A 20178-nucleotide genomic window follows, 5' to 3' on the forward strand; every position below is an offset into this window, starting at 1 on the left:
CGGGTCCGGCCGTTGCATCGCGGAGTTGCCGGCGCCGCGCAAGGCCCTTGCGTCGCCGCGCCTTGACCCGCGCCCACCCATGCGCCAAAGCGCGCCCGTCCGTTCTCCCGCGGAAATGCGGGAGAAAGTTGCAGGTGAAATGATTGGGCGATGCCGGATACGGAAACCAAGCCGCTGAGTTTTCAGCAACTGATCCTGAAGCTGCATGCCTATTGGGCGGCGCAGGGATGCGTCATCCTGCAGCCGTTCGACATGGAGGTGGGCGCGGGCACTTTCCATCCGGCCACGACGCTGCGCAGCCTCGGCCCCGACCCGTGGAACTGCGCCTATGTGCAGCCCTCGCGCCGGCCGACCGACGGGCGCTATGGCGAGAACCCGAACCGGCTCCAGCATTATTACCAGTATCAGGTCATCATGAAGCCGAGCCCGCCGGACCTTCAGGGGCTTTATCTCGGCTCGCTCGAGGCGATCGGCATCGATCCGCTGCTGCATGACATCCGCTTCGTGGAGGACGACTGGGAAAGCCCGACCCTCGGTGCTTGGGGACTGGGCTGGGAAGTCTGGTGCGACGGCATGGAAGTCACTCAGTTCACGTATTTCCAGCAGATGGGCGGCTTTGACTGCAAGCCGGTCGCCGGCGAACTGACCTACGGGCTGGAGCGGCTCGCCATGTACATCCAGGGCGTGGACAGCGTGTACGACCTCGTCTTCAACGACGCGGTGGGGGACCGCCCGGCCGTGACCTATGGCGACGTGTTCCTCGCCAACGAGCAGCAGATGTCGAAATGGAATTTCGAGGTGGCGGACACCGAGAAGCTGCTGCGCTGGTTCCGGGACTGCGAGGCGGAGTGCCAGGCCTCCATCGCGGCGCACGTGCCGCTAGCGGCCTATGAGCAGGCGATCAAGGCCAGCCATGTCTTTAACCTGCTGCAGGCGCGCGGCGTCATCAGTGTGCAGGAGCGCGCCAGCTATATCGGCCGGGTGCGCGATCTCGCGCGCGGAAGCTGCGAGGCTTTTATCGAGGGCAATCGCCCGGATTGGGAAGCCAGATATCCCGGGTGGACGCTCTGATGGCCAATTTCCTTCTTGAACTGCGCTGCGAGGAAATCCCGGCGCGCATGCAGGCCAAGGCGAGCGAGGATCTTGCCCGCCTGTTCCGCGACAAGCTGGCGGAAAGCGGGCTCCGGCCGGGCGAGATCACATCCTATGTGACGCCGCGCCGTCTCGCGCTCATCGCACATGACCTGCCGATGGCGACGGACGCGGTGAGCGAGGAATATAAGGGGCCGCGCACATCGGCGCCGCCACAGGCGCTGGAAGGCTTCCTGCGCAAGACCGGTCTGACACAGGACCAGCTCGAGGATCGCGACGGCATCTGGTTCGCGGTGGTCGAGAAGCCGGGCCGCGCCACGGCGGACGTGCTGGCCGAGGCGATCCCCGCCATCGTGCGCGCTTTCCCCTGGCCCAAGTCGATGCGCTGGGGCGATGCTAGCCTGTCGAGCGGCAGCCTGCGCTGGGTGCGCCCGCTGCAGGGCATCGTGGCGCTGCTGGGCCATGACGTCGTGCCGTTCGACATCGAGGGCGTGACGGCGGGCAATGCCACCGTCGGGCACCGCTTCCATTCGCGCGGGCCAGTCACCATCGCTTCGGCCGAGGCCTATGTCACGGCGCTGGAACAGGCGCACGTCATCGTCGATCAGGAACAGCGCAAGGCAATCATTCGCGGCGAAGCCAACCGGCTGGCGCGCGAGGCGGGGCTGGAGCTGATCCCGGACGAAGGGCTGGTAGCCGAGAATGCCGGGCTCACCGAATGGCCAGTGCCGCTGCTCGGCCGCTTCGACCCGGCCTTTCTTGAGGTGCCGCCGGAAGTTATCCAGCTAACCCTCCGCATAAACCAGAAATACTTCGTACTGCGCGATGGTGCAGGCAAGCTGGCCAACGCCTTCATCTGCACCGCCAACATCGTGGCGAGCGATGGCGGCGCGGCGATCGTCGCGGGCAATGGCAAGGTGCTGGCCGCGCGGCTCTCCGATGCGCGCTTCTTCTGGGAGCAGGACCGCAAGACCCCGCTCGCGGTGCAGGCGCAGAAGCTCGGGCGGATCACCTTTCACGAGAAGCTGGGCACGGTCGCGGACAAGGTCGAGCGCGTGGCGAAACTGGCCGAATGGCTTGCGAGCGAAGGCATCGTTCCCGATTGCGACCCCGCCCTGGCGCGGCAGGCAGCGGAACTGTGCAAGGCCGATCTCGTCACCGAGATGGTCGGAGAATTTCCTGAACTTCAGGGCCTTATGGGCGGCTATTATGCTCGCGCCGAAGGTCTGCCGGATGCCGTCGCCGATGCGATCCGCGATCATTACAAGCCGGTCGGGCAGGGGGACGATGTGCCGACTGCCCCAGTGACGGTGGCTGTGTCGCTGGCGGACAAGCTGGATACGATCATCGGGTTCTTTGCCATCGATGAGAAACCCACGGGCTCCAAGGATCCCTTCGCTCTCCGACGCGCCGCCTTGGGCTGCATCGCGATTATGTCGACAGCGGGATTGCGGCTTGGATTGCGGGATGCATTGGGCTGGTGGCGCCATTCGGGAAACCAGACACTCCCTAACGAAACTTACGACAACCTGCTCGACTTCTTCGCTGACCGGCTCAAGGTCCAGCAGCGCGAAGCGGGTGTCCGCCATGATCTCATCGATGCCGTGTTCGCGCTTGGCGGGGAGGACGATCTGGTCCGGCTGCTGGCGCGGGTGAAGGCGCTGCAGGCCTTCGTCGGCACGCCGGACGGCGCCAATCTGCTCGCCGGGTACAAGCGCGCCGCCAACATCCTCAAGAAGGAACGGCCGGAGGGAACCAAGCCGGAAAGCGAAGCCGGCGAGGAAGATCCCGGCGTGGCGCTGACCGACCCCGACGTGGCGGAAGCGATCCGCGTGCATGACGAGAATGTCGGTCCCGGTTACGAGCCCGAGCCGGCGGAAGCCGCGCTCATGGCGGCGCTCGATGCTGCCGAGCCGCGTGCCGATGCCGCGATCGAGGCGGAGGACTTCGAGGGCGCCATGGCTGCCCTCGCCACGCTGCGGGCGCCGATCGACGCGTTCTTCGACGCCGTGACGGTCAATGATCCCGATGAACGGAAACGGAATTCCCGGTTAAACCTGTTGACCCGAATTCGTGCTGCGGTGCACAAAGTCGCCGATTTTTCACGGATTGAAAGCTAAAAACACGCAAGCGGACGCAGACCCGCATCTCATTGTCTGGACATTGGTCGCCCGGACGAACTCAGGCCATCCTGGCTCAAGAAGGTGGAACGGCAGATGACACGATATGTCTATCGCTTCGGCGGTGGTGTGGACGATGGTGGCAAGGGGAACAAGAATCTCCTCGGCGGCAAGGGCGCCAATCTGGATGGCATGGCCGCGATCGGCCTGCCGGTGCCGCCCGGCTTCACCATCACCACGGAGATGTGCACCCGTTACTATGAGGACGGGGAGACCTATCCCGAGAGCCTGAAGGCGGAAGTGGCCAATGGCATCGCCCATATCGAGGGCGTCACCGGCAAGCGCTTCGGCAATGCGGCCGATCCGCTGCTCGTCTCGGTGCGCTCCGGCGCGCGCGTCTCCATGCCGGGCATGATGGATACGGTGCTCAATCTCGGCCTCAACGACGAGACGGTCGAGGGGCTGGCCGCCGTTTCCGGCGATGCCCGCTTCGCGTGGGACAGCTACCGCCGCTTCATCCAGATGTACTCGGACGTCGTGCTCGGACTCGATCACGGCAAGTTCGAGGAAGCGCTTGAAATCGCCAAGGAAGACAAGGGCGCCTATCTCGACACCGAGCTGGAGGCCGCGGACTGGCAAGCGCTGGTCGGCGAGTACAAGAGGCTGGTGGAAACGCTCTGGGGCCGGCCTTTCCCGCAGGATGTGCATGAGCAGCTATGGGGTGCCATCGGCGCGGTGTTCGGCTCCTGGCAGTCCGAGCGCGCCAAGGTCTATCGCCGGCTCAACGGCATTCCCGGCGAATGGGGAACGGCCGTCAACGTGCAGGCCATGGTGTTCGGCAACATGGGCGACACCTCGGCGACTGGCGTGGCCTTCACGCGCGATCCGGCGACCGGCGAGAATGCCTATTATGGCGAATATCTCATCAATGCGCAGGGCGAGGACGTCGTCGCCGGCATCCGCACGCCGCAATATCTGACCAGGGCCGCGCGCGAGCGGGCCGGGGCGAAGCCGCTCAGCATGGAAGAGGCGATGCCGGAGACCTATGCCGAGCTGGCGCAGGTCTTCCAGATCCTCGAGACGCATTATCGCGACATGCAGGACATCGAGTTCACCGTGCAGCAGGGCAAGCTCTGGATGCTCCAGACGCGCGCCGGCAAGCGCACCGCCAAGGCGGCGCTGAAGATCGCGGTGGACATGGCCAGTGAAGGGCTCATCACGCGCGCCGAAGCCGTGGCCCGCGTCGATGCGGGGGCGCTCGACCAGCTCCTGCACCCGACGCTTGATCCCAAGGCGCCGCGCGATGTGCTCACCAAGGGCCTGCCCGCCTCGCCGGGCGCGGCATCCGGCCAGGTCGTGTTCGACGCGGAAACCGCCGAGCGGCTCAACGAACTGGGCGAGGCCGTCATCCTCGTGCGCATCGAGACGAGCCCCGAGGACATTCACGGCATGCATGCCGCCAAGGGCATCCTCACCGCGCGCGGCGGCATGACGTCACATGCCGCCGTGGTGGCGCGCGGCATGGGCCGCCCCTGCGTCTCGGGCGCGGGCGCCATCTCCATCGACGCGCCGAGCAAGCTGCTGCGCATCGGGGAACGCCTGCTCAAGGAAGGCGACATCATCACCATCGACGGCGCAACCGGCGAGGTGATGGCCGGCGAAGTGCCGACCGTGCAGCCCGAGCTGGCCGGCGATTTCGGCACGCTCATGGAATGGGCGGACGAAGTGCGCCGCCTGAAGGTGCGCGCCAATGCCGAGACCCCGCTCGACTGCCGCACCGCGCGCGAGTTCGGCGCCGAGGGCATCGGCCTGTGCCGCACCGAGCACATGTTCTTCGATGCCGCGCGCATCACCGCCGTGCGCCAGATGATCCTGGCGGACAGCGAGGCAGGACGGCGGGAAGCGCTGGCGAAGCTGCTGCCCGAGCAGCGCGCCGACTTCACGGCGATCTTCACCGAGATGGCGGGCCTGCCCGTCACCATCCGCCTGCTCGATCCGCCGCTCCACGAGTTCCTGCCGCACGAGGATGTAGACTTCGCGGACGTCGCGGCGGCAGCGGGCGTGGGCGTCGACCTGCTCAAGCGACGCGCGGCCGAACTGCACGAGTTCAATCCCATGCTCGGCCATCGCGGCTGCCGTCTTGGCGTCACATATCCCGAGATCTACGAGATGCAGGCCCGCGCCATTTTCGAGGCCGCGCTGGACGTGGCCGCGGCGAGCGGCGAGGCGCCGATACCCGAGGTCATGATCCCGCTCGTCGCCACGAAGCGCGAGCTGGAGCTGATGAAGGATGTGGTGGACCGCACGGCGCAGGCCGTGTTCGCCGAGCGCGGCGCACGGGTCGAGTATCTGGTTGGCACCATGATCGAGCTGCCGCGCGCGGCCCTGATGGCCGGCGAGATCGCGCAGGTGGGGGAATTCTTCTCCTTCGGCACCAACGACCTGACGCAGACGACCATCGGCATCAGCCGGGACGATGCCGGGCGCTTCCTCACCCAATATGTCGACAAGGGCATCTTCACGCGCGACCCGTTCGTGAGCCTGGATGTGGAAGGCGTGGGACAGCTCATCGGCCTCGCGGCTGAGCGGGGCAGGGCGACTCGCGCCGGCATCAAGCTCGGCATTTGTGGCGAACATGGCGGCGATCCGGCCAGCATCGCCTTCTGCGAGGAAACCGGCCTCGATTATGTCAGCGCCTCGCCTTACCGCGTCCCGATCGCCCGGCTCGCCGCGGCGCAGGCGGCTCTGGCCAAGGCGAATAAATAACCGGGCCAAGGCACAAAAAGGGGTTGCCATGGGGAGGGGCCGGGACTATCTGCGCCTCTCCCGGCTGCCCCACAGGCAGCCCGGTAAATGGCTCAAGCACCCGTAGCTCAGCTGGATAGAGCATCAGACTACGAATCTGAGGGTCGGACGTTCGAATCGTTCCGGGTGCGCCATTTCCTCCCATATTATCAAATGGATAATGGCGGCGTCCCGCTTTCACCTTCCTGGCAGGTGGCGGGCAGGCATCACATAGGCATCACGCCTATGGGAACCTGAATATCGTTCACCTTTCGGTTCAAGCGCCCGCGCAGTGATCCGCAGTGAACATCTCGCCCTTAGTGCTCTCACTCAACCTGCCGAGTCGCTTGCCTCGGGTAGCGAACGCGACCGCTGAGGCGCGATCGTGGATGTCATTGCGCGTCGGAAATACGAGCGCACGCTGGGGCCCCACTCTCCGCCCAGTCCGATCAAAATGAGCCTCCCGACTCATGGCTCCATCCCTGCCCCGTGGTCGCGGCGCCAGTAGAAGCCGACACGGAGTCTCGCCTGCTGCTTGCCTCCCGGCAGCCTGGCAATGACGAGAGAGGGTGCGTTGCGCTGTTCGCACTGACTTGACGAGATAGTCATGCGAACGGGCACCTCTTAGGCGGCGTGGACAAATTCGGATTGAATTTAGTCGGTCACAACGACCGCTTCTCCAATGATGCGCCCTTCCCACAGGTAGAATTTTCCGGCCCGCTTGAATGTGGATGCAGCCTGATCGCCGGATAGGAACATCCAGCCGAAGCGGCCAGTTTCACCGGGTCGCAACTCAACCCCGCCCAAAATCGGCCAGCCATCCCAAGCGGGTTCTTCCGGTGCGATGGTCGTTTTGCAGGGGCAGCCCCACCCCGAGAATACAGGCTGCGATTTGCCACCTTGATCGGTTGGATAGAGCCAGACGTCTGCAATCAGGTCTCGGCGCGCGTGGCGCATATCGGGCATGGGATTTCCTCCGATCCCATAGTGCCGTGAGAAGAAGGCTTGGGCAACATTATGGCGGAAACGCCAAGCCTCGTTGACGAAGCGCCAACAGATTGATTCAAGGCTTCCTTTTGGAGGCGGGTTTGAGCAGGGGCGATCTCACCGAAGCGGAATGGCGCGTTTTGAAGGACTTGTTGCCAATCGAGCCGAAGAACCGTGGCCGAGGCAGGCCACCAGAACAGAACCGATCAATCATCAACGGCATACTCTGGCGGCTCCGGTGTGGAGCGCTATGGCGCGACGTTCCGCCCAAGTATGGGAGTTGGAACACCATCTATCGACGGTTCCGGCGGTGGAGCGAAGCCGGGGTTTGGGAAACCGTCGCCGTGACGCTGGCTGAGATCATGACGGACAGCGGCCACTACAGCATCGACAGCACCACCGTTCGCGCCCACGTCTCGGCAGCGGGCGGAAAAGGGGGACTCATCGACGCGCTCTTGGCCGCTCGCGGGGCGGGTTCACCAGTAAGCTTCACTACCTAGCTGATGCTCTCGGACGACCGCTCGCCTTCCATCTGACGGTCGGCGAAGCGGCAGATTGCAAAGCTTATGACGCCCTGATCGGTCTGCCAGAGCGCACGCCATATGCTTTGCTCGCCGATAAAGGCTATGACGCTGACGCCATCCGCGCCGACCTTGCCGAACGGAAAATTGAGGCCGTCATTCCCGGTCGGTCAAACCGCCGCGTGAAGATCGAGCATGACCGGACGTTTTACAAGCAGCGCAACCGCATCGAACGCATGTTCGGTCATCTCAAGATCAACCGTGCTATCGCCACCCGCTACGATCAACTGGCCAACAGCTTCCTCGGCATGGTCCATCTCGCCACCGCCAGATACTGGCTCAAATTTGTGCACGCGGCCTAACTCATCCGGGCATATAAAATAAATACAGATATAATTTCCGTAAATGCGCATATATCCCAAAGTAAGTCTAGCAATAATCCGCGTTTTATTGATATATTCCAATTTTGGTATTATATTTAATGGCTAGATGCACTTTAGCGGGAGTGCCCTGTGCCCCTTCAAATTGTCGAGTTCAACGATCTTACGCCGCTGCATAACGGCGTCGCTCAGGTTTCTCTAGGATCACCGGTGGCCAACACCGATGGCGAGATCACCGGCGAAGTGACGCTGAGCGGGAAGACCAGGATCATCAAGATCGTCGGCGACGGAACGATCGACTGGGGCAACGACACTCATCCGGAGCCATTCCGCGGCGTCGAGTTCCGCGGTGTTAAGCCCGGAACCCAATTTACGGTCGCCTGATGTTCGGAACGCTTGGAGCCGGGGGCGCGAACGGCGCCTCCACCCGTCCGCGCAACGTGCGCGTCGCTGCGAATACGGCCGGGATCGTCTACCGTGTGCGCCGTCTGCTCGGCAGCACCTCGACGATTTCCCTGACCGCCGCGAGCAATGCGAACCTCAGCCTCGACGGCGACAATATCGAGGCTGAGAGCGGCATCGCGCTGGGGGAGACGCAGAAGGCCGTAATCCGCGAAGAGCTCGGCGACCAGGCGGTCGAGTATGCGGTCAACGTCAGCGCAACATCGGGGAGCGAACCTACGCCGACGCTCGACCCTGCCGTGAGCGGTCTCACGCTCGCCAACACGGCCGCCATCCGCGCCGGGTTCGCCGCCGTGCGCGCCGGCACGCGGGACATGCGGATTATCACGATCGGCGACAGCACGACCGCCACAGGCGGCGTCGTCACCGGCAACTCACGCTACCACTCCTGGCCGGCCCGCATGGCGAGACTGCTCCGCGATGGAGGCCTTGCGACGAGCCACGAAAATCTCGTTGGCTTCGCGGGCCAAAGCTCCGCCGACAATGCCAATACCAGCTTCCCCAACTTCACCTTCACCGGGCAGTGTAACCCCGTGGAGGATTCGCTGGGCGGGAAGATATTCGGCCAGTCCACTACGGGGACGTTCACCTTTACGCCGAGCGAGAATGTGACCGGCTTCCGGGTGCTCTACACCAAGTCGACATCGGCGGGTGTCTTCTCCTGGAAGGTCAACGGTGGTGCGGCGACCAACGTTAACCGCCAGATCGGTGCGGGTTATGCGTTAGGTGAACTGATCGTCGATGCCGCCACCGTGCCGGCGCTCGCAACGCCCGGCCTGCATACGATCAGCTTCTCGTGGGTAAGCGGCTATCACGCAGTCATCTCGGTCGAGGGCCTGCGGGACGAGCGCCTCGTTAACGTCTATAATGCAGCCATCTCGTCCAGCAAGGCGGTTGACTGGCCAACTCCGACAGGCCGGCCCTACTACCGGAAGGAGCTGTTGCAGACCGAGCAGGCTGACCTCGTGATCATCAACCTCGGCATCAACGATTGGCGGGCAGGCAACTGGACATCAGCCTACAACACGGCGCTGCAGTCGCTTATCACCTCCGCGAAGGCCGGCGGTTCGGACGTGATCCTGCTGTGCCCCTGTCCCTCGGCTGAATCCAGCGGCGAGAGCATATCGGCCGTGCGGCAGCTCGCCTATAACGACGCCATCCTGGCGCTCGCGGCGAGCAATGACGTGCCGGTCGTCAACCTGCGCAGCTTCTATGGCAATGGCGATGCGGCGGTGAGCGCGGGCTACCTGCTGGCGGACGGGATCCACCAGACGCAGGAAGGCTATGCCGCGACGGCGGCGCTGATGGCCGGCACGCTGGTCTATATCGAGCAGATGGCGTAAACGTCAGCATCGATCATGTGCATTCGATCCGCATTAGTGATTGCGAGCACTCCGGCAGAAGCACGAGGCGGCGGGCATACTTGACAGCGCCGGAGTGGAACCTCTGCAAAGGATGTCCCCAAGAGGGGCGCCGAAGTTGCCGTCCTCCGATTTCCCCGGTGGGCGCTGACGCGGTGCGATGTCACGTTTATAGGGATTATCGCTTGTCACGGCGTCACCTAACGCGTTGTAGCACAACCAATAGCCCCCGCAGAGTCCGCCAGGACTCTGCGGGGGGCTTCGCCGTTCAGTCGCTGGCGTGGCCGCTATCCATCGCCCGCAGCAGGCACAGGCGGCACCTCACCTTATCCGGATCCACGGTGACCAGGATGACTCTTACGCCCGACGCGCAGCGCCTTACGGCCGTTTCGATCGGGCGTATCTGGAGCGGGGGCCTATGCTCATGCGGCAATGCGTCCGATCGTGCGACATGATCCCGTGCACAGCGCGCGGCCGGCCGCCGGTGACGTCGCGAGGCTTCCATGGAGCGCGGTGGAGGGGGCATAGCACGATACCAGGCCGCACGATCCAGCCAGCGTTTCCAGCTCGCGGAGACTTGATGCGCTGAAGCCGTAGCGCGTGGCGCATATGTCGCATTGGCGCCCCATGGTTGCGCCTCTTAGCTTCGTCGACCTGAATCGAAAAGGGCGCCCCGTGAGGCGCCCCCGTCGATCGATCAGGCTGGCAGGATCAACGCACGAGCGAAACCAGGATAAAAAGCCCTATCACGCTCAATATCGATAGCGGGATCCATTCGAGGCGCTTCACCATAGCGCGCGCTTCGCTTCGTTGCTCGGGCGTTGCGATGGCGTTGCCCATGAGCGCCAGCACGGCGAATAGCATTATGATTTTCAGCATGGCAGGACTCCCGTGCGTTGCTCGATTCCGTGGCTGCCGTCATAGACGGCGACATCGGCCGGCGCATCGTGCTCCCTGCCGCCCCCTTGGAATATAGGGAGCGGCGGGCCTTCACCGTCTAGGGCAGGATGTGCTCGCCGAGCCTGTGGAAGAACGCTCGCTCCATGGGGCCGAGATCCCCGGCTTTGGAGATCGCGTCAGCCACGAACGGTAGCATGATCGGATGCCCGCTAACCCGCATTGCGTTAACGAGTGCGTCGGCGCGGGATTTCCCCTCAACAGTGAGTTCCTGGCCGCCCTTGTCCGACGCAGGCCAGTAATTTATCAGCCCACCCTGGAAGCATTCTGCGAAGTAGAGTGTTTCCAGCTTAACTTGATCCATGATGCATTCCTTTACTTCTTTGTTTGTTGATAGGTTTTCAGAGACGTCGCCCGTTGCCGCGGGCGGCGTTTTTTTCTTTAGATTAAGCTAAGCTAACTTTTATCGTCATTCAAGATAACCCTCGCGAATCGGTAAGCAATACTACCACCTCATCGGCGTGAGTCAAACGAATATTAAATCACTATAATAGTGACATCATGGAGTATTAAATCACTATTATAGGGACAGTGTCGAATATAATGCTGAATCTGCCCCTTTGGGCGGCTTTTTGTTATCCGCCGTCTTCTGGCCGCGCTCGCGAGGACGCATTGGGCGACGGGATCGCCAGCCAAGTCGCGCGGCAGATGCGGCCTCGCCGTTGAGGCTGAGCGCCCGTGCCGGCCGATAGCCTTTGCGCTCTCCGGACTCCATCACGCGACAGCCAAGCTCCGATGGCGGCTCACCCGAGAAGGCTCTAAGATGGGGAGGCTAGGACGCCAGGCGATTGGTGCGAGCTGGCGCGTCAGAGATGCGTAGGGCGCAGGCTTTCATCCTGAAGGGTAAGGGCTCTGGGTGCGGGGCGGGGGAGGGCTCAAATCTACCCGTCACATGTTCGCTCCGGGTCCCATCTCGCGATTACGCGGTAACGGGGGACGCGCTGAGCCCGATTCTCGCAAGGTTCTAGATCGGCCACTGAGACAAACGGGTATCATGACGCCTTTAACCTGAGGCAGACGGTAGAGTTTGCCATTGTCACAGGGTGAACAGGTACCCACCATACCCTGTGTCAGGAAAATTTGATTGAAATCATAAACTTGCACAGGGTGAACAGGGTGAACAGCCCTATTGTCTAGGGAATAGTGAGAGAGAAGAACCCCAGGTAGGCAATAGCTTGGTCGAGGGGAAAGCTGTAAAATGACAGCCTATAAGGAAATGCCTGTCCACCCTGCACACCCTGTACAACAGATTAGTTTTATTGGATTTTATCAGTCACAGGGTAGGGCGGGCACCTGTTCACCCTGTTCAGGTGTATGGTGGGCTAGTGTCCGACTGCATCCTGAACGCTCAGATTCCGGACAACCGCCGTCACGGCAACTCACTACTTTATCCTGAGCGACGAGTCGCGACGCGGATTCACTGCTCGGTGTCGAACCCGGGGCGACAGCGCCGAGGATGTGCAAAGTCCAGTTCTAGAGACACGCAACGCAAAGCTGATGGGGTGGACGCCCCCGCGACGGCATCTAGGTGCCAAAGTGGAGGTGTTGGAGCACCACTGAGGGAAGCGTCTGTGTCGCAGGTCACCACAATCGGTCTGGATATCGCCAAGAGTCTTTTCCATGCGCACGGCAACGGCGAGCGCGGTGTGATGGTTTTCAATCGCAAGCTGACGAGAACCAAGCTGCTCGACGTCCTTGCTGGACAGCGCGCATCATTGGGCGCGAGAGTTGCAGGCGATGAGACACGAGTTACGGCCCGTCCCACCGGCCTATGTGAAGTCGTTCATGAAGCGGAACAAGAACGATGCGATCGATGCGGAAGCGAGCTGCGAAGCAGCGTAGCGCCCCGGCATGCGCTTCGCTGCGGTGGGGAGCGAGGAACAGCAGGCTGCCCGCCTTGTGTTCCGGACGCGCGATCTGGTGATGCGTCAGCGCACCCAGTTCATCAATCCGATCCGAGGGCATTTGGCAGAGTATGGCTGGGTAGCACCACGCGGAACGGCGCACGTGACGATGTTCGCCGATCTGCTTGAGGATGAGGAGATGATCTCGACCCTGTCGGAAGCAGCTCGGCCGATGTTCAAGCTCCTGGTTGAACTGCTGCCGAGCTCGACCAGCAAATCACCGTGCTTGACCGTGCGATCGGCGGAGCCAGCAGGAGGAAGACGCTGTCCGGCGGCTGATCGGTTCTATCACCGCCACTGCTATCCTCTTGCTGGCGCCGCCGATCGAGACGTTTGCAACAGTCGGGACTTCGCGGCGTGGCTCGGCCTCGCCCCGCGCCGACGCTCAAGGGGCGGCAAACAGAGGCTTGGCAGCATATCGAAGAAGGGCGAGCGGACCATCAGACGGCTGCTCATCATCGGTGGTAGCACCGTCCGGCCGCGATCATGAAGGCTCGGACACTCGCAACGAAGCCGTCCGATGACCTCGCAATACGGGAACAGGTAAGCCGATGCGAAAATCATCAGGCAATGATTCGGAACGGCAGGCCAAAGTGACAAAAGCCGAATAGCGGACATCCGTGCGCCGCTTTCCAAAGGTCCTCAATTTCTACGCATTTTCAGCGCGGACGAATTTCGATGTCATTTCAGTTGTTCACATTGGACGCGTGGAGTTAACCTGAGCAGGAAATAGAAACGTATGTCACCCCCTCTCCCTTTTGGGTTCGCTGCCTTCTTGGCACGCGGATGGCATATCGTTTCCCCTTTTGAGGTGCAGCCGTGATTTATGCCCACTCGATTTCCAGTAAATCGGAGAACACCTGGGAGCCTCTTTCTCACCATTTAAGCAGCGTCAGTAACTGCGCGGAAGCATTTGCTGAGCGTTTCGGAGTAGGGGTTCTTGGCCGCATTATGGGGGCGCTTCACGATATCGGGAAGTGTTCGGCGGCCTACCAGCACTATATTCGCACACCACAGCAGGGTGATGGAAGGGCGCGCGGCCCCGACCACAGCACCGCCGGGGCGAAGGAAGCGCTGCGCCTGTACGGTGTGGCCGGCCGCCTGATGGCCTTCGGTATCGCCGGCCACCACAGTGGCCTGATGGACGGCCCGAGCCTGACTGAACGCGAAAACAAGGCGGTCGAGGACTATGTGGGGTGGGAAGGTCAGGCCCCGCCGCTGCCTGATCGACGCACATGGATGGCGAGCATGACATCGCCCCAACCGAATGCGATCGAACCGGCGTTCAGGGGTTTCTTCCTGACGCGGATGCTGTTCTCCTGCCTTGTTGATGCCGATTTTCTGGAGACGGAGCGCTTCTATGCCGTCGCCGAGGGCCGTTCACCGCCCGAGCGCGGAGGGCGGATCGACCGGCGCCACCGCGACGCCGTCCGCACATACATGGCGAAGTACCGGCGCGAAGATACGCCGGTCAACACGCTGCGCTCGCAGATTCTCGATCATGCCGTGGTAAAGGCCGCACTGACGCCGGGTCTGTTCACGCTTACTGTACCGACGGGAGGCGGCAAGACGCTTACCTCGCTTAGCTTCGCAATAGAACATGCGCTCCGGCATGGGCTGGAGCGGATCATCTACGTCATCCCCTTCACGTCAATCATTGAGCAGACCGCCGAAGTGTTCCGCACCGCGCTGGGGGCCGGACTGGCCGGCGATGTGCTGGAACATCATTCCAGCTTCGACTGGGACGCGCGCCAGCCCACCGAAGAGGGCGACGAGGAAGGGGAGGGCGCCAGCGGCCTCGCCAAGCTGCGCCGCGATGCAGAGAATTGGGACGTGCCGATTGTGGTGACCACGGCGGTGCAGTTCTTCGAAAGCCTGTTTGCTGCCCGCACCAGCCGCGCGCGCAAGCTGCACAATCTGGCGAAGAGCGTGATCGTGATCGACGAGGCGCAATCGATCCCCGTCCATTTATTGCGCCCGTGCATGGCGGCTATCGACGAACTGGCGAAGAATTACGGGGCGAGCGTGGTGTTGTGTACTGCAACCCAGCCTGCGCTGCGAAAGCAGGACGACGCGTTGCCGCGACCAGTAAGGGCGCCATCGGATGCCGGACCGGAACGGACAGACGGCCTCGATATTCCGGATGAACGCGAGTTGGCGCCCGATCCGCGCGGATTGTACCGGAGACTGCGGCGGGTGAGAGTCGAATGGTCGCAGATGCCGGTGCCCGACGCGGCGATTGCCGCCCGGTTTGCCGAGCGACCGCAGATGCTATGCATTGTGAACAGCCGCGCCCATGCACGGGAATTGTTCGAGGCGATCCGCCACCAGCCGGGCGCGCGCCACCTAACCACGCTGATGTGTGCGCGTCACCGCCGCGACGTGCTGGCTTCGGTGCGCGCCGATCTGGCGGCGGGCCAGCCGGTGCGGCTCGTAGCGACCAGCCTGATCGAGGCGGGGGTCGACGTGTCGTTCCCCGAAGTGTGGCGCGCCGCCGCGGGACTCTCGAACATCGCCCAAGCGGCCGGACGCTGCAACCGCAGCGGCGAACTGGGTCCGTTGGGTGAGGCCCATGGCCGGACGCTGGTGTTCGAACCCGAAATGGTGGAGGGCCGCCGCCCGATCCCGCGCGACCTCATGCCCTTTTACGATGCGGCGCGGGAGGTGCTGAAAAACCCAGCGCTCGATCCGCTTAGCCTGGAGGGCGTGACCGACTATTATCGATGGCTGTACTGGAAAAAGGGATATGCCGCGCTCGATCAGGCGAAAGGGACCGGGAGCGACTATCCGATCCTCTCCGCGATCCACGAGACGGTAGGCAGAGGCGGGGTCAACTGTCCGTTCCGCACCATTTCGGATGCCTTCCAGATGATCGACCAGGCGATGGACCCGGTGCTGATCCCGTATGACGCGGATGCGGAGGAGGCCTTGCGCGTGCTCGTCCATGCCGATCGCCCGCCGGCGGGCACGCTGCGGACGCTCCAGCAATATGTGGTGCCAGTGCCCAAACAGATCCGCGCGGCGATGTTGGCGAACGGTGACGCGGCGGTAGTGCGCGAGGACTATGGCGACCGGTTCGTACGGTTGGGTGACATGTTCCTGTATGACCGCAGTCTGGGCTTAGCGCTTTCTACCCCGGAATGGCGCGCATCGGAGCAGAACATCATGTGATGTTTCTAGAACGGGATGAGTCATTTTTGAATCAGATCCGATATGAGGTGGTGCTGCTGTAGATGCGGCACCACCGTCCGAGCAGATCGGTTCGCGCTTTGTTTGACTGATCTCAAAACATAATTATGAAAGTCGCATATTGGGGGCGGGTAAATGGCGGTCAGGCTACATATCTGGGGCGATCACGCCTGTTTCACGCGCCCGGAAATGAAGGTAGAGCGCGTCAGTTATGACGTGATTACGCCATCCGCAGCGCGCGGTATCCTTGAGGCCATTCACTGGAAGCCGGCGATCCGCTGGCATGTGACGCGCATCCATGTGCTGAACCCGATCCGGTTCCAGTCGATCCGCCGCAATGAAGGGGGTGCCAAGGCGAGCGCCGCCAACGCCGCCAGCGCGATGAAGCGCGGCACCACCGATGGGCTGGGCATCGCGGTCGACGAAAATCGCCAGCAGCGCGCGGCGCTGGTGCTGGTCGATGTCGCCTATGTGATCGAGGCGCATTTCACGATGACCGATCGGGCCGGGCCGGACGACAGCGCCGCCAAGCATATCGCGATGTTCAATCGCCGTGCGACGCAGGGCCAGTGTTTCCATCGCCCCTGCCTGGGCACGCGCGAATTTCCCGCCGAATTCGCGCTGATCGCGGACGGCGCGCCGCTGCCGGAATCGCGCCTGATCGAGCGTGATCGCGATTTCGGCTGGATGCTCCACGATATCGATTTCGCGCGAGGCAATGAATCGCGTTTCTTTCGCGCGCAGATGCAGGGCGGCGTGGTCGACGTGCCGCCCTTCGATGCCGAAGAGGTGGTGCGGTGACGATCCTCCAGGCGCTGGTGCGATATTATGACCGGCTGCCGGGCGTCGCAGCGCAGGGATGGAGTTCGGAAAAGTTCGGCTGGTGCATCGTGCTGAATGCCGATGGCGATGCGGTTGAGGTCGAGACTCTGCACGACCTGTCGGGCAAGAAGCCGCGACCGACGCTCCGGGTAGTACCTGCCGCAGTGAAGCGCACCGTTGCCATCGCGCCCAACTTCCTGTGGGATAAGAGCGCCTATGTGCTTGGGCGCACGGCCGGCGAAGGCAGGCGCACGGTCGACGAGCACGCCGCCTTCGTCGCGCTGCATCTGGAGCGGCTGGCAGGGCAGGGGGATGTGGGGCTGGTGGCACTTCGCCGCTTCCTTGAGAACTGGCGTCCCGAACGTTTCGACGAACTGCCGCGCGGCACCCCAGACATACTCGACGCGAACATCCTATTTCGACTGGAGGGCGAGCGTGGCTATCTGCACGAGCGGCCTGCGGCGCGCGCACTGGTTGAGGCGGGGGCGGTCGCCGGCGATGGTGTGGGCAGCTTGTGCCTCGTCACGGGCGAAATTGGGCCAATCGCGCGGCTGCATCCGACGATCAAGGGCGTGGAAGGCGCGCAATCCTCGGGCGCCGCGCTGGTGTCGTTCAATCTCGACGCCTTCACTTCGCTCGGCAAGGAGCAGGGGGCGAATGCGCCGACCAGCGAAGCCGCCGCCTTCCGCTATGGCGAGGCGCTCAATAAACTGCTGCGGCGCGACAGCCGCAATCGCCTGCCGCGCCCAATCGGCGACACGACGGTGGTGTTTTGGGCCGATTCTAGCGATGTGAAGGCGGCGGAGGCTGCTGACATGCTGGCGGGTGACTGGCTGTTGGGCGGCGCGGACGAGGTCTCCGACGCGCAAGAGGCCGCCAAGGTACGGGAGCAACTGGAAAAGATCGCCGCCGGGCGCCCGATCCAGGAGATCGCCGACGGAATCGAGCCGGGCACGCGCTTTCACATCCTGGGCCTGTCCCCCAATGCGGCGCGGCTGTCGGTGCGGTTCTGGCTGTGCCAGAGCTTCAGCGATTTCGCCCGCGCGCTGGCGCAGCATTATCAGGACATGCGCGTGGAGCCGTTGCCTTTTAGCTGGGGCGCCGCCCCTTCGGTCGGGCGGCTACTGGTCAACAGCACTGCGGCGCAGCGCGATTACAAGAACATTCCGCATGCGCTGGCGGGCGAGGTGCTGCGCGCCGTGCTCTACGGCGGGCGGTATCCGCAAACGCTGCTGGCGACCGCGCTGATACGGCTGCGCGCTGGCGATGACGCGGGCTCCGGCTGGCACGCGGCTGTGATCCGCGGTGTACTGGTGCGCGAAGGCCGCGCCAAACCCCTTGTTCCCGAATCAGGAGAGCTTCCGATGAGTTTGCAACGCGACTATCAGGACGCGGGCTATCAGCTCGGTCGCCTGTTCGCCGTCTATGAACTGGCGCAGCGTTCGGCGCTGGGGCGCGTGAACGCCAGCATCCGCGACAAATATTTCGGCGCGGCCTCGGCGGCGCCGGCCAGCGTGTTTCCGATCATCGTGCGCGGGGGGCAGAACCATCTGGCCAAGGTGCGCAAGGAAAAGCCCGGATGGGCCGCGCTGATCGAACGCGAGTTGGAGGAGATCCATGGCCATCTCGCCCCCGCGCTGCCACGCTCGCTGACGCTGCAAAAGCAGGGGGAATTCGCCGTTGGCTACTACCACCAGCGCGCCGCGAAGCTGAGCGACGGCAAGGAGGTGATCGATCCGGCCACGTTGAACGATACCACTAACTCCGAGGGGGAAGCATGAGCACGCCGGTTATCCAGCGCCACGAATTCGTCCTGTATTTCGACGTGACGAACGGCAATCCCAATGGCGATCCCGATGCCGGCAACATGCCCCGGCTCGATCCCGAGACCAACCAGGGGCTGGTTTCGGACGTCGCACTGAAGCGCAAGGTCCGCAACTTCGTCGCGCTGGTGAAGGAGGATCAACCGGGCTTCGAGATCTACATGACCGAAGGGGCCACGCTCAACAATCAGCACAAGAAGGCGTGGGCCGCGCTGCTGCCCGAAGTTACCAAGGACGACGAGTTCAAGCGGCTTCCCAAGGACCAGCAGAAGGCGCAGGAACTCACCCGCTGGATGTGTGCGAATTTCTGGGACATCCGCACCTTCGGCGCGGTGATGACCACCGGCGTCAATGCCGGGCAGGTGCGCGGGCCGGTGCAGTTCGGCTTCGCCAAGTCGGTCGAGCGCATCCTCCCGCTGGAAATCTCGATCACCCGCATGGCCGCGACGACCGAGAAGGATGCCGAGGAAAAGGGTGGCCGCACCATGGGCCGCAAGCATATCGTGCCGTACGGACTGTACCGCGTCCACGGCTTCGTCTCCGCGCCGCTCGCCAGCCACCCGACCAAGGGCACCGGTTTTTCGGAAAGCGATCTGGAACTGCTGTGGCAGGCGCTGGGCCAGATGTTCGACCATGACCGCTCGGCCGCGCGCGGCGAGATGGCCAGCCGCAAGCTGATCGTCTTCCGCCACCAGAGCGCGCTCGGCAATGCCCAGGCGCAGAGCCTGTTCGATCGCGTGAAGACGTGGCGGGTCCACGAAGGCTCGGTGCAGGAAATCGGCAGCACCGCCACCGACAACTGGCCGCCCGCACGCAAATGGGAGGATTACAAGGTCACGATTGACCGCGAGGGCCTGCCGGCGGGGGTCGAGATTCTGGAACTTTAGTAGGTGGGCCTCGATGGTGTCGAGGCTCACGCATTTTATACAACAATCTCAGTAGGTTTCGATCCACGCCGATTTCTCGACGACAGGAGATTATCCTATGGGGGCCACCATTCAATCTCAATCACGCTGATGCCGAGGACCTTCACTCTAATCCGTTTGGACACTCGCATGAGCTTGCCTTTCCTGGTTGGCAACTCGAAGCCTAGCCTAATCTTAGTAGGAAGGTAAATGGTTTTCGCGCCGCCCCCGGACCCGGCCGCCGAAGACGCTCTGGTGCCGGTGTCGGCGTTGCAGCATTATTTGTTCTGCCCGCGCCAGTGCGCGCTGATCCATGTCGAGCGCATCTGGGCGGAGGACGGCGCCACCGCCGAGGGGCGCATCCTCCACGAGCGGGTGGATGGCGGCCGGCCGGACCGCCGCGCCGGCGTCCGCACGGTGCGCGGGCTGGTGTTGCGCTCCTTCGAATATGGCCTGGCCGGCAAAGCCGACGCGGTCGAGTTCGTGCGCGGCGTGCCCTATCCGGTCGAGTATAAGCGCGGCCGCCCCAAGGCGCACCGCGCCGACGAGGTGCAGCTCTGCGCCCAGGCCCTGTGCCTGGAGGAGATGTTCGGCTGCACCGTGCCCGAGGGCGCGCTGTTCTACGCCCAGACGAAGAAGCGCAGCCGGATCGCCTTCGATGCCGAGCTACGTGCTCTGACCGCCGCGCTTGCCGCAGAAACCCGGGCGATGCTCGCCGCCGGCCACACCCCGCCGCCCCGGGCGATGCCCGGCTGCCGACGCTGCTCGCTGGCAGACGCATGTCAGCCCAAGCGGCTGGAACGCCCGCCGTCCGTCCGGTGCTGGCTGCTGCGCCAGATCGCCGAACCCGATGCCCTGTCGGAGGATTGAC

The 20178-nt window shown here is 63.3% G+C and carries 14 protein-coding genes, 1 tRNA gene and 1 pseudogene; 13 read left to right on the forward strand and 3 right to left on the reverse strand.

Going from position 1 to position 20178, the window contains the following annotated elements; genetic code table 11:
- The first annotated feature begins 150 nt into the window (after positions 1 to 150).
- The 4 genes from SLG_RS08540 (at position 151) to SLG_RS08555 (ending at position 6151) form a co-directional block, all read left to right on the forward strand.
- The gene (locus tag SLG_RS08540) at positions 151 to 1071 is read left to right on the forward strand and encodes a glycine--tRNA ligase subunit alpha (protein WP_014076055.1); all 921 of its coding nucleotides are present in this window, start codon (positions 151 to 153) and stop codon (positions 1069 to 1071) included.
- On the forward strand, positions 1071 to 3212 hold the full coding sequence (gene glyS / locus SLG_RS08545; RefSeq protein WP_014076056.1) for a glycine--tRNA ligase subunit beta: 2142 nt from the start codon (positions 1071 to 1073) through the stop codon (positions 3210 to 3212). Before SLG_RS08540 ends, glyS begins: the two co-directional genes overlap by 1 nt.
- A 96-nt stretch (positions 3213 to 3308) precedes the next feature.
- Entirely contained in the window at positions 3309 to 5978 is a 2670-nt protein-coding gene (gene ppdK, locus SLG_RS08550; protein WP_014076057.1) for a pyruvate, phosphate dikinase, read from the forward strand.
- Positions 5979 to 6074: 96 nt separating this feature from the next.
- A tRNA-Arg gene (locus SLG_RS08555) sits at positions 6075 to 6151 on the forward strand.
- A gap of 499 nt (positions 6152 to 6650) precedes the next feature.
- On the opposite strand, the gene SLG_RS08560 is transcribed toward SLG_RS08555, so the two are convergent.
- Positions 6651 to 6962, reverse strand: a complete 312-nt coding sequence (locus tag SLG_RS08560) for a hypothetical protein (protein ID WP_041391836.1) — start codon at positions 6960 to 6962, stop codon at positions 6651 to 6653.
- A gap of 173 nt (positions 6963 to 7135) precedes the next feature.
- On the opposite strand from SLG_RS08560, the pseudogene SLG_RS20855 reads away from it, so the two are divergent.
- The 3 genes and pseudogenes from SLG_RS20855 to SLG_RS08575 all read left to right on the forward strand — a co-directional run bounded on the left by SLG_RS20855 (position 7136) and on the right by SLG_RS08575 (position 9689).
- A pseudogene (locus SLG_RS20855) lies at positions 7136 to 7866 on the forward strand (IS5 family transposase).
- A 150-nt stretch (positions 7867 to 8016) separates the two neighbouring features.
- A complete protein-coding gene (locus SLG_RS21310; RefSeq protein ID WP_148276538.1) occupies positions 8017 to 8268 on the forward strand; it encodes a hypothetical protein in 252 nt (83 codons plus the stop codon).
- Positions 8268 to 9689, forward strand: coding sequence for an SGNH/GDSL hydrolase family protein (locus SLG_RS08575; protein WP_014076061.1), 1422 nt, complete (start codon positions 8268 to 8270; stop codon positions 9687 to 9689). The genes SLG_RS21310 and SLG_RS08575 overlap by 1 nt, the downstream gene beginning before the upstream one ends.
- A 729-nt stretch (positions 9690 to 10418) precedes the next feature.
- Here SLG_RS08575 and SLG_RS21675 read toward each other — a convergent pair.
- Both SLG_RS21675 and SLG_RS08580 read right to left on the reverse strand, forming a co-directional pair.
- The gene (locus SLG_RS21675) at positions 10419 to 10586 is read right to left on the reverse strand and encodes a hypothetical protein (protein WP_158512696.1); all 168 of its coding nucleotides are present in this window, start codon (positions 10584 to 10586) and stop codon (positions 10419 to 10421) included.
- 118 nt (positions 10587 to 10704) lie between these two features.
- Positions 10705 to 10968: a hypothetical protein gene (locus SLG_RS08580; protein WP_041391838.1), complete on the reverse strand. Its 264-nt coding sequence runs from the start codon at positions 10966 to 10968 to the stop codon at positions 10705 to 10707.
- A gap of 1547 nt (positions 10969 to 12515) precedes the next feature.
- Here SLG_RS08580 and SLG_RS20340 point away from each other — a divergent pair.
- The 6 genes from SLG_RS20340 (at position 12516) to cas4 (ending at position 20177) form a co-directional block, all read left to right on the forward strand.
- Complete coding sequence (locus tag SLG_RS20340) at positions 12516 to 13058, forward strand: transposase (RefSeq protein WP_014076063.1); 543 nt, start codon at positions 12516 to 12518, stop codon at positions 13056 to 13058.
- A gap of 329 nt (positions 13059 to 13387) precedes the next feature.
- Positions 13388 to 15739 (forward strand): CRISPR-associated endonuclease Cas3'', encoded by a 2352-nt coding sequence (locus SLG_RS08590; RefSeq protein WP_014076064.1) that lies wholly within the window; start codon positions 13388 to 13390, stop codon positions 15737 to 15739.
- 153 nt (positions 15740 to 15892) lie between these two features.
- The gene (gene cas5c, locus SLG_RS08595; RefSeq protein ID WP_014076065.1) at positions 15893 to 16558 is read left to right on the forward strand and encodes a type I-C CRISPR-associated protein Cas5c; all 666 of its coding nucleotides are present in this window, start codon (positions 15893 to 15895) and stop codon (positions 16556 to 16558) included.
- On the forward strand, positions 16555 to 18360 hold the full coding sequence (gene cas8c / locus SLG_RS08600; RefSeq protein ID WP_014076066.1) for a type I-C CRISPR-associated protein Cas8c/Csd1: 1806 nt from the start codon (positions 16555 to 16557) through the stop codon (positions 18358 to 18360). Before cas5c ends, cas8c begins: the two co-directional genes overlap by 4 nt.
- Positions 18357 to 19289, forward strand: coding sequence for a type I-C CRISPR-associated protein Cas7/Csd2 (cas7c, locus tag SLG_RS08605; protein WP_014076067.1), 933 nt, complete (start codon positions 18357 to 18359; stop codon positions 19287 to 19289). Before cas8c ends, cas7c begins: the two co-directional genes overlap by 4 nt.
- 228 nt (positions 19290 to 19517) lie before the next feature.
- A complete protein-coding gene (gene cas4 / locus SLG_RS08610) occupies positions 19518 to 20177 on the forward strand; it encodes a CRISPR-associated protein Cas4 (RefSeq protein ID WP_014076068.1) in 660 nt (219 codons plus the stop codon).
- Position 20178: the final 1 nt, after the last annotated feature.

The sequence above is a fragment of the Sphingobium sp. SYK-6 genome (assembly GCF_000283515.1).
GTDB lineage: Bacteria > Pseudomonadota > Alphaproteobacteria > Sphingomonadales > Sphingomonadaceae > Sphingobium > Sphingobium lignivorans.

Excerpts from the sequence above, each read along its gene's own strand:
- SLG_RS08540 (WP_014076055.1), top strand. The coding sequence starts at position 151 with ATGCCGGATACGGAAACCAAGCCGCTGAGTTTTCAGCAACTGATCCTG.
- glyS (WP_014076056.1), top strand. The coding sequence starts at position 1,071 with ATGGCCAATTTCCTTCTTGAACTGCGCTGCGAGGAAATCCCGGCGCGC.
- ppdK (WP_014076057.1), top strand. The coding sequence starts at position 3,309 with ATGACACGATATGTCTATCGCTTCGGCGGTGGTGTGGACGATGGTGGC.
- SLG_RS08560 (WP_041391836.1), bottom strand. The coding sequence starts at position 6,962 with ATGCCCGATATGCGCCACGCGCGCCGAGACCTGATTGCAGACGTCTGG.
- SLG_RS08575 (WP_014076061.1), top strand. The coding sequence starts at position 8,268 with ATGTTCGGAACGCTTGGAGCCGGGGGCGCGAACGGCGCCTCCACCCGT.
- SLG_RS21675 (WP_158512696.1), bottom strand. The coding sequence starts at position 10,586 with ATGCTGAAAATCATAATGCTATTCGCCGTGCTGGCGCTCATGGGCAAC.
- SLG_RS08580 (WP_041391838.1), bottom strand. The coding sequence starts at position 10,968 with ATGGATCAAGTTAAGCTGGAAACACTCTACTTCGCAGAATGCTTCCAG.
- SLG_RS20340 (WP_014076063.1), top strand. The coding sequence starts at position 12,516 with ATGCGCTTCGCTGCGGTGGGGAGCGAGGAACAGCAGGCTGCCCGCCTT.
- cas5c (WP_014076065.1), top strand. The coding sequence starts at position 15,893 with ATGGCGGTCAGGCTACATATCTGGGGCGATCACGCCTGTTTCACGCGC.
- cas7c (WP_014076067.1), top strand. The coding sequence starts at position 18,357 with ATGAGCACGCCGGTTATCCAGCGCCACGAATTCGTCCTGTATTTCGAC.
- cas4 (WP_014076068.1), top strand. The coding sequence starts at position 19,518 with ATGGTTTTCGCGCCGCCCCCGGACCCGGCCGCCGAAGACGCTCTGGTG.